The organism is Sphingomonas sp. So64.6b (assembly GCF_014171475.1).
Lineage (GTDB): Bacteria > Pseudomonadota > Alphaproteobacteria > Sphingomonadales > Sphingomonadaceae > Sphingomonas > Sphingomonas alpina_A.
Genome location: NZ_CP048817.1, coordinates 3,813,899 through 3,826,704 on the forward strand (window position 1 = coordinate 3,813,899; position 12,806 = coordinate 3,826,704).

At 63.9% G+C, this 12,806-nt stretch carries 11 protein-coding genes; 2 read left to right on the forward strand and 9 right to left on the reverse strand.

Annotation, left to right across the window (positions count from 1 at the left end; genetic code table 11):
• The first annotated feature begins 60 nt into the window (after window positions 1–60).
• Complete coding sequence (locus tag G4G27_RS18135; protein ID WP_183109935.1) at window positions 61–1,197, forward strand: GNAT family N-acetyltransferase; 1,137 nt, start codon at window positions 61–63, stop codon at window positions 1,195–1,197.
• Here the strand turns inward: G4G27_RS18135 and G4G27_RS18140 are convergent.
• From G4G27_RS18140 to G4G27_RS18155, 4 genes are all read right to left on the reverse strand, one after another.
• Complete coding sequence (locus tag G4G27_RS18140; RefSeq protein ID WP_183109936.1) at window positions 1,178–2,791, reverse strand: hypothetical protein; 1,614 nt, start codon at window positions 2,789–2,791, stop codon at window positions 1,178–1,180. The two genes, G4G27_RS18135 and G4G27_RS18140, sit on opposite strands and share 20 nt — an antisense overlap.
• 10 nt (window positions 2,792–2,801) lie before the next feature.
• Window positions 2,802–4,577, reverse strand: coding sequence for a hypothetical protein (locus G4G27_RS18145; RefSeq protein ID WP_183109937.1), 1,776 nt, complete (start codon window positions 4,575–4,577; stop codon window positions 2,802–2,804).
• 78 nt (window positions 4,578–4,655) lie between these two features.
• Entirely contained in the window at window positions 4,656–5,885 is a 1,230-nt protein-coding gene (locus G4G27_RS18150) for an argininosuccinate synthase (RefSeq protein WP_244624405.1), read from the reverse strand.
• Window positions 5,886–5,957: 72 nt separating this feature from the next.
• Window positions 5,958–7,277, reverse strand: a complete 1,320-nt coding sequence (locus G4G27_RS18155; protein ID WP_244624406.1) for an MATE family efflux transporter — start codon at window positions 7,275–7,277, stop codon at window positions 5,958–5,960.
• A gap of 60 nt (window positions 7,278–7,337) precedes the next feature.
• Here G4G27_RS18155 and G4G27_RS18160 point away from each other — a divergent pair, with 60 nt between their 5' ends.
• Window positions 7,338–7,766, forward strand: a complete 429-nt coding sequence (locus G4G27_RS18160; protein WP_183109938.1) for a DUF1801 domain-containing protein — start codon at window positions 7,338–7,340, stop codon at window positions 7,764–7,766.
• Here the strand turns inward: G4G27_RS18160 and G4G27_RS18165 are convergent.
• From G4G27_RS18165 to rlmN, 5 genes are all read right to left on the reverse strand, one after another.
• Window positions 7,751–8,986: a cyclopropane-fatty-acyl-phospholipid synthase family protein gene (locus tag G4G27_RS18165; RefSeq protein ID WP_183109939.1), complete on the reverse strand. Its 1,236-nt coding sequence runs from the start codon at window positions 8,984–8,986 to the stop codon at window positions 7,751–7,753. The two genes, G4G27_RS18160 and G4G27_RS18165, sit on opposite strands and share 16 nt — an antisense overlap.
• Window positions 8,987–9,004: 18 nt before the next feature.
• Entirely contained in the window at window positions 9,005–9,766 is a 762-nt protein-coding gene (locus G4G27_RS18170) for a molybdopterin-dependent oxidoreductase (RefSeq protein WP_183109940.1), read from the reverse strand.
• On the reverse strand, window positions 9,763–10,518 hold the full coding sequence (locus tag G4G27_RS18175) for a cytochrome b/b6 domain-containing protein (protein ID WP_183109941.1): 756 nt from the start codon (window positions 10,516–10,518) through the stop codon (window positions 9,763–9,765). The genes G4G27_RS18170 and G4G27_RS18175 overlap by 4 nt, the downstream gene beginning before the upstream one ends.
• 118 nt (window positions 10,519–10,636) lie before the next feature.
• Complete coding sequence (locus G4G27_RS18180) at window positions 10,637–11,392, reverse strand: sulfite exporter TauE/SafE family protein (RefSeq protein WP_345940651.1); 756 nt, start codon at window positions 11,390–11,392, stop codon at window positions 10,637–10,639.
• A gap of 145 nt (window positions 11,393–11,537) precedes the next feature.
• Window positions 11,538–12,722, reverse strand: coding sequence for a 23S rRNA (adenine(2503)-C(2))-methyltransferase RlmN (gene rlmN / locus G4G27_RS18185; protein ID WP_183113892.1), 1,185 nt, complete (start codon window positions 12,720–12,722; stop codon window positions 11,538–11,540).
• Between the last annotated feature and the right edge of the window lie 84 nt (window positions 12,723–12,806).

A 12,806-nucleotide genomic window follows, 5' to 3' on the forward strand; every position in this document is an offset into this window, starting at 1 on the left:
GTTCAAACAAATCCAAGCAACGCCTTGGAGCAGGCCTTCTCGACCTCTACCTTAGAGGCAATGACCGCCGTCACCGCCCGAATCGCCCACGGCGTCGCCGCCATTGCGCCCGCCGAATGGGATGCGTGCGCCGGCACGGGCAATCCCTTTCTGAGCCACGCGTTCCTTTCGATCCTCGAGGAATCGGGCAGCGTCACCCCACAGGCCGGGTGGCAGGCGATCCCGATCGTGGTCGATGGCGCGGACGGTACCCCCGGCGCAATCGCGCCAGCCTATGCCAAGAGCCATAGCCAGGGCGAATATGTCTTCGATCATGGCTGGGCCGATGCGTGGGAACGCGCCGGGGGGAGCTATTACCCCAAGCTGCAGATCGCGGTGCCGTTCACGCCGGTGCCCGGCCCGCGGCTGTTGCTGCGCGACCCGGCACTGGCCGCGCCATTGATCGCGGCGATCGAGGCGGTGACCGACCAGCATGGCCTGTCCTCCGCTCACGCGACTTTCGTCGAACCCGACCAGCTGCCGCTGTTCGAGGCGGCGGGTTGGCTGATCCGCGCGGGCACGCAATTCCACTGGCGGAATGACGGATATCACAGCTTCGACGATTTTCTTGACTGCCTCGCCAGCCGCAAGCGCAAGACGATCCGCAAGGAGCGCGCCGCTGCAGTCGAGGGGCTGACGATCCGCCATGTCACGGGCAATGAAATCAGCGAAGCGGACTGGGACGCCTTCTGGATTTTCTATCAGGATACCGGCTCGCGCAAATGGGGCCGCCCCTATCTTACCCGTGAAGCCTTTACGCTGCTCGGTCAGCGTATGGCTGATGACATATTGCTGATCCTTGCCGAGCGCGATGGCCGGCCGATCGCCGGCGCGCTCAACCTGATCGGCGCGGACGCGCTGTACGGGCGTTACTGGGGATGCACCGAGGAGGTGCCGTTCCTGCACTTCGAGCTATGTTATTACCAGGCGATCGACGCCGCGATCGCACGCCGGCTGGCGACGGTGGAAGCCGGCGCACAGGGCGAGCACAAGCTGGCGCGTGGCTATGTGCCGGTCACGACCTGGTCGGCGCACTACATCCCGGACCGGAATTTCCGTCGCGCAATCGCCGATTTCCTCGTGCGCGAGCGAGAATCGGTCGAGTCCGATCAGGAATATCTGACCGAGCTCACGCCGTTCAAAAAGGCACTCGCCTGACATATTTGGGGTAAAGCTCGGCATCGGCGACGTTCGGGCCGGGTTTCGAATGATCGACCTTGAACAATACGCTGGTCCCGTCACGCCACACTTCGGTCAGCCCGGTATTGAATTTCGGATCATAGGCCGGCGGCTGGATCAACCACACATAGTCGAAAGCGTTGCGCGGAAAGCGTGCCATCGAACGGCTGATCGGGCGCCACCATTCGCGCGGGCATTGCACGCTGGTCACGATTTGCGACGGATCATGCGCGAAGCCCTGCGCCTTGGTGTATTTCGCGGTGAGCAATTGCGCGCCGGGCATCGACCATTGGTCGTTGGAATAGGCGATGCGCCGCTCAAGAGCGATCGCCGGGAGGTGTTCGACCCGCGACATCAGCCATTGGTTGCCGCACTGCTCGCCGACGAAACTGACCAGTCGCGCACCGACCGGCACATGGTTCAGCGCCTGCAGTTCGCGATCATATTTCTGGTCGAACATCCAATAGCTGATCGTTCCCGCGCCGATCCGGACGAGGAAGAAGGCGCAGCCGAGCGCCGCCAGCATGGCCGTCCCGCGGATCGACAGGCCCGGCCGGGGCCTGAGCGAGATCACCGCGATGGCGAGCATGAACGGCGCGAGCCGCATATCGGCATAGGCGGAGCCGAACACGATGCGCGGCAGCACGACGAACACCGCGAGCAGGAACAGTGCCGACAAGCCGAGATTGCGCGAATATTCGATAGCGGGGTCGCGGAAACCCTTGAACAGGATGAGATAGACGACCGCGGTCGAGGCAATGTCGAAAAACTGCCACCGGTCCTTCAGGGCCATGGTCAGCCAGCCCATCTTGGCGCGCCAGTTGAACCAGTCGGCGGTCTGGCCGGTGACATGGTTACCGGTGCGCCAGGCGACCATCAGCAACATCGGCAGCGCCAGCGGCAGGCAACTCAGCCCGGCGCGCACCCAGGCCTTGAACCAATGCCGCCACCCCTTGCCGCGGATCGCGTCATGCTGACGGATCATCTCGGATGAAAAAGCGAGTACGCCGAGTACGCCCCAGCCAAAGGTGTGGCACAACCACAACAGACAGGAGAGCGGCACGAAGATCGCCGCGCGCAGCCTTAACCGGCCGAGCCGCGCAAGCCGCAGCCACAGCGCGAACGCGTTGAGCGCGATCGCCATTGCCAGCGCGAAATTGACGAAGCCGAACTGGAACGGGAAACTATACGCCAACGGCAAGGCGAACAAAGCGGTTGCCGGGATGCGTCCATGCACTTCGCGCGCGATCCACAACAGGCCAAGGACAGTCAGCGCGGGAATGGCGATGACGATCAGCTTGACCGCCAGTTCGAGCCCGAAGACCGGCGCCAGCGGAATGACCAGCAGGTCGACGCCGAGATTGCCGATCAGCGACCAGTTGAAATCATACCAGTCCCGCAGCCATGGATAGGTGCCGATATCGAGTTGAACGCGGTAACGGCCCATATGGCCGGGCAGGTCGACCAAAGGCGGGATGTCGGGTTTGAGCAGCGGAATGATCGAGACGAGCACCATCAACGCCACGAACCAGCGCGTCTGCCACCAAAGCAGCCTGTCGGTATCCCCCTGCATAGTCACCGCCTTACCGCGATGAATGCGAGGCAAACAAGCGCGGTTCGACGGTAAATAGTGTCAAACCCGCGCTATTCCGCGCAATTGGTCGCATCCAGCGTGGAATCCGGCCCCGGCGGAGCTGTGCGAGCAAGTGATCAGGGTTGCCCGACATTGTCGTACCGAGTTCATCGAAACTGCCCGGACACAGCGCGATATAACGAACCTGCCAGTTTTGTGCGATCGATCGCGCCTGATCGGGCGTGCCCAGGAAGAAGCGATAGACTGCGGCGTTGCCGGCATTGTTACGATGATAGGGCGCCCCGACGACCGTCAACCGGGTCGCGACAAGCGCATAAGCACCGAGATCGAGCGGCGCGATCAGCCGTCCTTGGGGCAACGTGCCGAGTTCGGCCAGCGCCTCGGGCGAGGTGCAGCCCGGCCCGGCCCGGCCCCCGGTCTGGCTCCGACCTTGGCTCTGGCCCTCCGATTGCGGCGCGAAAGCATTGGCGGCGAGCGGGTAGAGCATGCCGGCCGAGCCGAGCCATGCCGCGGCGAGCCATAGCGAACCGCGTCGCCGCGCGACCGCGATCACCGCCGCGAGGGCCGGCGAAGCGAGGATCGCGCCGGCATAGGCGCCACGCAATTGCAGGCAGGTGAGCGCCAGCGCGGCAAGCTGAAACACGAGCAGCACCGACCAGAAACCGTCACGCGTCGCGCGCAACCGCCACAGGCTGGCGGCGATCCCGGCGACCATCAGTCCGGCATAGCCGATCGCCACCTCCGGCCGCGCGGCGAACAAAGGCTGCGCCTCGCCGACATTGGCGAGCCACAAGCGGTTGAGCATCGGATCCACCCCGCCATAAGGCGCCAGGCACGACGGCGCGACGAGCCACAGGCCCGATATCGCGGCGACCCCCAGCGCCATGGCCAGGCCAGCCCGGATATCGCGCCGCGCGCTGGCATAACCGGCAATCGCCAGCACGATCGGCGCGAACGCGGCGAACTGAGTCGCGCGCCATACGATCGCGGTGAAGCCATCGCATCCGGCGAAATCGAATTGTTCGGTCTTGAGCACGGTATTTGCGGCAAGCAGCCCGGCGGCCAGCGCGATGCCGAAACCCATCAGCGCATCGTCCCCACCGCGCCGGCCCCAGATCCAGCCGGTCACCAGCACCACGGCCGCCGCGGCGAGCAGCGGCAAGGTTTCCACCCCGATCGCGATGCTTGCCGCCGCCGCCAGCCCGGCGGTGAGGCCCCGCGACATGTCCGGCACATGGACCAGCGCATGGACGATGACGAGCAACAGAACCACCTGAAACCCGTGATGATCGATCCGGCCGGGCAGGAAGATCGTCGTCGTCGGATAGGCGATCGCCGCCACGACCAGCGCGGTGCGGGCAATCTCCGCACCGCCCAGCGCGCGCGCGATACGCGCGGTTAGCAGCAACGCGCCGGCGAGCAGCAGCGTCGGCCACGCGATCACCGCCGCGATTTCGGCAAAGTGCCGGCCAGCGAACGGAGTCAGCGCAGCGATGATCCCGCCCGGCACCAGATCGGGCAGGCGCGACCAGTGCATCGCGAGGCCGGGCGGCGCGCCGAGGCGGTGCTGTGCAAGATCGGAGAAACGCTGCCCGCCGAGCCAGTCGCGGATCTGTTGCAGGCGCATCACATCGTCGGTGTCGGGCAGGCGCAGCGCGGACAATTGATGCCAGTCGCGCAAGGTCCAGGCGGCGGCAAGCAGCAACGCCAGGACCAACGCGGCCAGCGTGTCCCCCTTCATGCCTTGCCGATCGCCATAATCCATCCCCGCGCTCTACGCAGCGGACGGTTAAATTGCCGTTCCCACTAAATCCTCCTCCGGGAACCGGGGGAGGATTTAAGGTTACCGATCGCGTCGTCCGAGCAAGCGCAGCCGTAATGCGTTGAGCTTGATGAAGCCCGCCGCGTCGCGCTGGTCATAGGCGCCCTGATCGTCCTCGAAGGTCACGACCTTTTCCGAGTAAAGCGAATTGGGCGATTTGCGCCCCGTGACGATGACCGACCCCTTGTAGAGCTTGAGCCGGACCGTGCCCGAGACCTTTTCCTGACTATGGTCGATCGCCGCCTGAAGCATCTCGCGCTCAGGGCTGAACCAGAAGCCGTTATAGATCAGCTCGGCATAACGCGGTGCGAGTTCGTCCTTGAGATGCGCGGCGCCCCGATCGAGCGTGAGCTGCTCGATCCCGCGATGGGCAAGATGATAGATGGTACCGCCAGGCGTTTCGTACATGCCGCGCGACTTCATGCCGACGAAGCGGTTTTCGACCAGGTCGAGCCGGCCGATGCCATGCTTGCGGCCCAGTTCGTTGAGCGACTCCAGCAGCGTCGCCGGCGACATGCCGACGCCGTTGATCGCGACGCCGTCACCGCGTTCGAAATCGACCGTGATTGTCTCAGGTTCGTTCGGCGCGTCCTCCGGGTTGACGGTGCGCGAATAGACATAGTCGGGGACTTCGTCCCACGGATCCTCAAGCACTTTTCCTTCCGACGAGGTGTGCAGCATGTTGGCGTCGGTCGAGAATGGCGATTCGCCGCGCTTGTCCTTGGGCACCGGAATCTGATGCTGTTCGGCAAAGGCGATCAGCGCGGTGCGGCTGGTCAAATCCCATTCGCGCCACGGCGCGATTACCTTGATATCGGGTGCGAGCGCATAATAGCCGAGTTCGAAGCGCACCTGGTCATTGCCCTTGCCGGTCGCGCCATGGCTGACCGCATCGGCGCCAACCAGCTTGGCGATCTCGACCTGACGCTTGGCGATCAGCGGCCGGGCGATCGAGGTGCCGAGCAGGTACAGCCCCTCGTACAGCGCGTTGGAGCGCATCATCGGGAAGACATAGTCGCGTACGAATTCCTCGCGCAGGTCATCGATGAAGATGTGTTCGGGCTTGACCCCCATCAGCTCGGCCTTGGCGCGTGCCGGTGCGAGTTCCTCCCCCTGGCCGAGATCGGCAGTGAAGGTCACCACCTCGCAATTATAGGTCTGCTGCAGCCATTTCAGGATCACGCTGGTGTCGAGACCGCCCGAATAGGCGAGGACGACGCGGTTGATCTGATCGGATGTCGGTTTGGACACGGGCAGGCTCCGGAGACAAGGGGACGCGGGCGGGTATCAGCCCACCTCGCGGACGGCAAGTCGAAGCGCTGTCTATTCGGGCGATGCGGTTTTCATGCCTCTGAGCAGGGCAGGCAGATAAAGGCCCAATGCGCCGGCGCGATAGGCATAACCGAGCAGCATCGCCCACCACAGGCCGATCGAACCAAACGGGCGGAGCAGCAGGTCGGTGACGATATACAATGTGGTCGCGACGATCGCGGCGTTGCGCAGCGCACGGCCGCGCGTGGCGCCGATAAAGATGCCATCGAGCAGCCACGCCGGCACGCCAATCAGCGGAATCGCCGCGGCAAAGGGCAGCAGCGCGCGTGCCTGAGTTCGCACATCGGCATTGGCCGCAAGCAGGTCGATCAACGGACCGCCAGCGAGGAAGAAGAGCAGCGCGAAACCGAGGCCGGCGAGCAGCGAGAATTCTCCGGTCAGTCGGATCGCGCGGCGCATCTGAGCCTCGGACCGGGCGCCGATCGCATGGCCGACGCGTGATTCGGCGGTGAAGGCGAAACCGTCGAGCACGAACGCGGCGACACTGACGAACTGCATCAATACGTGATTCGCCGCGAGCGGCACCGTTCCCAGTCGCGCACCGGCATTGGTGAACCACACGAACAGCAAAAGCAGCGCAATGGTACGGATCATGATGTCGGCGTTGACCGCGAACAGCCGCTTCAGCGCGCCGCCGCCGAACAGCGTGGCCGAGCCCAGCCGGCGCCAATCGATTCCTCGCCCGACGATCAGCAGCCCGGTGGCGAGCGCGATCCATTCCGCGCAGGACGTACCCAGCCCGACGCCGCGTGCGCCCATGGCGAAATGCCATACCAACATCAGGTCGAGCGCAATGTTCGCGAGGTTCATCACGATCTGCAGCGCCAGCGCCGCCCGTGTACGGCCGACACCGAACAGCCAGCCATTGATCGCGAACACGGCGAGGCCGGCCGGTGCGCCGATGAACCGCGCGCCGACAAAGGCGCGCGCGGCATCATCAAGCGCGCCGCCGCCGGACAATGCGGCAAAGGCGAGCGGGATCAGCAACAGCTGCAAGGCGAACAGGACCACGCCCAGCGCCAGGCCGACCGCGACACCGCGGAGCAGCATCGCCTCAACTTCCGGCACGTCGCCCGCGCCCGCCGCCTGCGCGGTCATCCCGGTCATGCCCATGCGCAGGAAACCGAAGGTCCAGAAGATCAGATTGATCACCGTCGCGCCGAGCGCCACCCCGGCCAGCGCCGCCGCGTCGCCGGTCGCGCCGATCACCGCGGTATCGACCAGCCCGACCAGCGGCACCGTGGTCTGGCCCAGCATGATCGGCCAGGCCTGGGCAAAGATCGACCGGCGGGTGAGCACAAGCGAGGTCATTGGCGGCGCTTAGGCAGGAATATCGTGTTGCGCTAGATTATCGGTATTTCGAGTCGGGGAATGATGATGGCGGAGAACAAGACCCAGGAAACCGGTGCGAGCGTGGAAACATTCCTCGCACGGGTCGAACCCGAACAGCGCCGCAGCGACGCGCGGATCATCATCGATCTGATGACCCGCATCTCGGGCGAACCGGCGACGATGTGGGGCCCCTCGATCATCGGCTTCGGCCGCTATCGATACCGCTATGACAGCGGCCGCGAGGGCGAAATGGCGCGGATCGGATTCAGTCCGCGCAAAGCGAGTCTGGTGCTTTATATCGCCGGCGGCTTTCCTCGTCACGACGCGCTGATGGCGCAGCTCGGCAATTTCACCACCGGCAAGTCCTGCCTTTACGTCAAGAAGCTGAGCGACGTGGACATGGGCGCGCTGGAAGCGCTGATCGTCGAGTCGCTCGACTATATGCGGATGACTTATCCGCCAGCCTGACGCAGCCGACGCTCCTCTTCATACATATAATCACGCGTGATCGGCAGGACGGTGCGGTTGCGCGCGAACTGGATCTGGTAATTGACCATCCCGCCATAACGGAACGCGGCGCTCGCACCCGCCAGATAGAACAGCCACATGCGATAGAAGCGCTCGTCGTACAGTTCGACGATCTGCGCCTTTGCCGCGACGGTGCGGTCGTACCAGAGATCGAGCGTGTAGCTGTAATGCAGCCGCAGCACCTCGACATCGGTGAGGAAGAATTTCTGCCCTTCGTTGGCGCGCACGATTTCCGACAGTGCAGGGTTGTAGCCGCCCGGGAAGATATATTTCGCGGTCCAGTCGTCGGTCACGCCGGGCGCGCCGGCCCGGCCGATGGTGTGGAGCAGCATCACGCCGTCTTCGGTCAGCAGGCTGCGGCATTTGCGCATGAAGGTGCGGTAATGCGCCGGGCCGACATGTTCGAACATGCCGACCGAGACGATGCGATCGAACGTGCCGGTGACGTGGCGATAATCGATCAGTTCGAACTTCACCTTGTCGGCGACACCCGCTTCCTCGGCACGGCGGCGCGCGACTTTGATTTGCTCCTCCGACAGGGTGACCCCCAGCACTTCGGCGCCGGTCTTGGCATGGAGGTACAGCGCCATGCCGCCCCAGCCGCAGCCGATATCGAGCACGCGCATGCCCGGCTTGAGCGCGAGCTTGGCGGCGATATGCGCCTTTTTGTCGTCCTGCGCCTGTTCGAGGCTGTTGGCCGGATCGGTGAAATAGGCGCAGCTATATTGCCGGTCGGCGTCGAGGAAGAGATCATAAAGCCGGTCCGACAGGTCATAATGGTGCGCGACGTTGCGCTTCGACGCGCGCGCCATGTTGATCCGGCCGACGCGGTGCACCACGGCCGCGACCGCGCGGCGTGGTGGAGAGGCGATCAACGCGGCCTTGCCTTCCTCCCACAGATCATTGGCGGTCATCAGCGTGACCAGACCCATGATGTCGTCGCCATCGACGAGCAGCCGGCCATTCATATAGGCTTCGCCCGCGCCCAGGCTCGGATTGCGCACGATGAAGTTTGCCGCGCCCTTGTCGGCGAAGCGTATCGTGACATTGGGGAAATCAGGATCCGCCGTACCGAAGCTACGGATGTTGCCATCGGCATGGTGGACGGTGAGCTGTCCGCGCTTCACGCGGGCGGCCAGGAATCGATCGATCAGCGCCATGCCCGCTCCCGTATCAATTCAGATGCCCGCATACCAATCGTAATCGACACGATCTTCCCAATATCCGCCTTTTCCGAGGCCGATTCCGGCCAGCGACGCTACGGCATCGACGCGCATGACATATTTGGCGTGTTTGTAACCGAGCTGCCGCTCGACCCGCAGCCGGACCGGCGCGCCGTGTCCGACATCGAGCAGATGATTGTTCATTGCCCAGGCGAGAATCGTCTGCGGATGGAACGCGTCGACCAGGTCGATCGATTCGTAATAGGGCTGTCCGCCATAGAGATCGGCGCAAGTGAACACGATATAGCGCGCGCCGTCCTTGATATCCGCCAGTTTGAGCAGAGATCCGAGTGTCGGTCCGCGCCACTTCCCGATCGCGCTCCAGCCCTCGACGCAATCGTGCCGCGTGATCTGGCTTCGCGCGGGCATCGAGCGGAGCTGGGCCAGCGACAGATCGAGCGGCCGCGCGACCAGGCCGGCGACCTGCAGCCGCCACGCGGCAAACTTGTCCGCCACCATCGCATTATAGCTCGGCGTATCGGGATTGGCGGTGCCGTTGGTGCGGAAGCGCGGCGACATCTGATCGGGACGGAATTCAGGCGCCAGTGCGCCGCGATTGGACAAAGCGCGTTGCAGCCCGAGATTCATCTGTTCGCCGGAGAAGAGGATTTTGCGAAAACCGGGGTTCTGCGCGACCTTGTCGCAGCCGCTGAGCAGTAGCCCGGCCGTCGCGGTCCCACCGATGATGAGCGAGCGCCTGGTGATGAAACCGGTCATTGCTCATCCTCTGGAACCGTCCAGCGCCCGGTGATCATCGATCGCACCTCGTTCCACGCACCCGCGAGGATGACCAGCACGAGATGGACGATGATGAACGCAACCAGCCCGGCGGCGGCGATGAAATGGATCGAGCGCGCCGATTGCCGCCCGCCGAACAGATCGAGCAGCCAGGGCCATGCCGCATCCATGCCCGGCGACATGGTGAGGCCGGTGAAGATCATCAACGGAATCAGGATGAAGATGACCAGCACATAGGAAAGCTTCTGGAAGATATTGTACGCGCCCGGAGTCTTCGCATCGTGAAAACGAAAGGCGAGATGTTCCTTCACATCATGGAGCAGCGCGGCGGGTTTCAACTCGCGCAGGCGAACCCGCAAGTCGCGCTGGAAATGCTTGTTGATCAGGCTCGACACCATCAGGAACAACAGGCCGAAAGCGAACACCAGCGCGAACAGCAAATGCCAGCGCCGCGCGATCGCGAGATTATAGCTGGCGGGAATGGTCAGCCAGCCCGGCCAGCGCGGCGTGTGCAGCCAGGCATGATCGAAATTGGCGCCATATGCGCCCCAATAAAGATGCGGATGGGCATTGAGGATGGTCAGCCCGCTGCCGAGCAGAATGAAGACCGCGACGACATTGACCCAGTGCCACAGCCGTGTGGTCAGCTTGTGGCGATAAATCGACGCGCCGCCCGGCGGTGCGGTTGCCGTATCCGTCTCGGCGGAAACAGGTTCGTTCCGGTGGTCCATCCAGGCCCTTACTCGCGCGCTACTGGCGTTCCGTTACATATCGGGCATCGCCGCGCAATTGACCAGTGACCGATACGAGCGGTGGCGATCGCCGGATGCCGAGACGCCAGTTCCGGAATCACGCATAAGCGCGCCAGAAGAACACCGCCGTCGTCACGCCCGTGATCAGTATTGTCCAAGTGCGGATGACGCGCGGCGGCAAGATCAGGCCCAGGCGCGCGCCGAGATAACCGCCAATCAGCGCGCCGGCGAGCATCGGCAGGCACAACATCCAACGCACCATGCCAGTGGCGATAAAGACAATCGCCGCTGCCGCATTCGCGGTCGCCAGCATCAGGGTGCGCGGTGCGGCAAGCTTGTGCGGTTCCGCGCCTGACAACAGGCCCCATGTCGCGGTCATCATCAGCCCGACGCCGCCGCCGAAATAACCGCCATAGATGCCGAGCAGCGTTTGCGCACAGATCAGGGTCTTCGGGCCGATACGGATCCGCTCACCGAGCACCGTCGAGGCGCGCTTGCCGAATGCGATGGCGATCGTCGCGAGCAACAATAGCCAGGGAATGACGAGGTCGAAAATGCGCGTCGGCGTGACGACGAGCAACAGGCTGCCCGCCATCCCGCCGGCAAAGGTGATTGCGGTAAGCAACCGCACCGACAGGCCGGACATCGGCTCGAGGCCCGCGCGATAAGCCCAGGCGCTAGCCACCGCGCCGGGCTGCAGCGCGACGTTGCTGGTCGCGTTGGCGATCGGACTGGGCAGACCGAGTGCGATCAGCGCCGGCATGGTGGCAAAGGTGCCGCCACCGGCCAGCGCATTCATAGCGCCGCCAAGCATGCCGGCACCGGCCGCGAAGGCGAGATCAGCGAGAGTCACGAAGCGCGCTACCCTTCCGTTCGCCCCGAGCTTGTCGAAGGGCCGTTCTTCTTGTCCGCCATAGAGAGAAAGAACGGTGCTTCGACAAGCATGGCTCGAGCTTCGTCGAGAGGCTCAGCACGAACGGGAGAGGTATCGACTGCGCTCAACCAAGCGCGGCGAGCTTTTCCTCGGCCTGCGCGTCGAGCTCGGCGCGGCTCTTCTTTTCCGAAGCGGTCTTAAGCTGGCCGCAGGCCGCGTCGATATCGCGTCCGCGCGGCGTGCGCACGGGTGCCGAAATGCCGGCTTCGAAAATGATGTTGGAAAAGCTGCGGATCCGCTCCGGCGTCGAGCATTCGTACGGCGCGCCGGGCCAGGGATTGAACGGGATCAGATTGACCTTGGCCGGCAAGTCGTAGTGTTTGATCAGCCGGACCAACTCACGCGCCTCGGCGTCGCTGTCATTCTTGTCGCGGAGCATGACATATTCGAACGTGATGCGCCGCGCATTGTTGGCGCCGGGATAATCGGCACAGGCCTGAAGCAGTTCCTCGATGCCGTATTTGCGGTTGATCGGGACGATCTCGTCACGCACTTCCTTGGTCACGGCGTGAAGCGACACGGCGAGGTTGACGCCGATCTCGGTCCCCGCGCGCGCCATCATCGGCACCACGCCCGACGTCGACAGTGTGATGCGGCGCTTCGACAGCGCGATGCCGTCGCCGTCCATGATCAGTTTCAGCGCGTCGCGCACCGCATCGAAATTATACAGCGGCTCGCCCATGCCCATCATCACGATGTTGGTCAGCATCCGCCCCTCGGGCTGGCTCGGCCATTCGCCAAGACCATCGCGCGCCAGCATGACCTGACCGACGATTTCCGCGGCAGTCAGGTTGCGCACAAGCCGCATCGTACCGGTATGGCAGAAACGGCAATTGAGCGTGCAGCCGACCTGCGACGATACGCACAAGGTGCCCCGATCGGCGTCGGGGATGAACACCATCTCGTAATCCTGGCCGTCATCCGAACGCAGCAGCCATTTGCGCGTCCCGTCGGTCGACACCTGCGCCTCGACCACTTGCGGACGGCTGATCACGAAACGTTGCGCGAGCCAGGGCTGCATCGTCTTCGAGATATCGGTCATCAGCGAAAAATCGGTGACGCCGCGATTGTAGATCCAGTGCCACAATTGCTTGGCGCGCAATTTCGCCTGTTTCGGCTCGAGCTGCGACGTCTCCAGCGCCATGCGCAAGTCGAGCTTGGACAGGCCGAGCAAGTCGATTCGTCCATCGCTACGCGGCACGAAGCTGCGCGGCACGGGCACAGGGTCAATGTGCCCGGGAATGGGCATGAGAGTCGTCGCGGTGTTCGGCATGCCCGCCATGTAGTCGAAAACACGATGGATTTCCAGCATGCGCCCGACGCCCCGCAACGA

Excerpts from the sequence above, each read along its gene's own strand:
- G4G27_RS18175 (WP_183109941.1), bottom strand. The coding sequence starts at position 10,518 with ATGGACCACCGGAACGAACCTGTTTCCGCCGAGACGGATACGGCAACC.
- G4G27_RS18170 (WP_183109940.1), bottom strand. The coding sequence starts at position 9,766 with ATGACCGGTTTCATCACCAGGCGCTCGCTCATCATCGGTGGGACCGCG.
- rlmN (WP_183113892.1), bottom strand. The coding sequence starts at position 12,722 with ATGCCCATTCCCGGGCACATTGACCCTGTGCCCGTGCCGCGCAGCTTC.
- G4G27_RS18135 (WP_183109935.1), top strand. The coding sequence starts at position 61 with ATGACCGCCGTCACCGCCCGAATCGCCCACGGCGTCGCCGCCATTGCG.
- G4G27_RS18140 (WP_183109936.1), bottom strand. The coding sequence starts at position 2,791 with ATGCAGGGGGATACCGACAGGCTGCTTTGGTGGCAGACGCGCTGGTTC.
- G4G27_RS18160 (WP_183109938.1), top strand. The coding sequence starts at position 7,338 with ATGATGATGGCGGAGAACAAGACCCAGGAAACCGGTGCGAGCGTGGAA.
- G4G27_RS18145 (WP_183109937.1), bottom strand. The coding sequence starts at position 4,577 with ATGGATTATGGCGATCGGCAAGGCATGAAGGGGGACACGCTGGCCGCG.
- G4G27_RS18165 (WP_183109939.1), bottom strand. The coding sequence starts at position 8,986 with ATGGCGCTGATCGATCGATTCCTGGCCGCCCGCGTGAAGCGCGGACAG.
- G4G27_RS18155 (WP_244624406.1), bottom strand. The coding sequence starts at position 7,277 with ATGACCTCGCTTGTGCTCACCCGCCGGTCGATCTTTGCCCAGGCCTGG.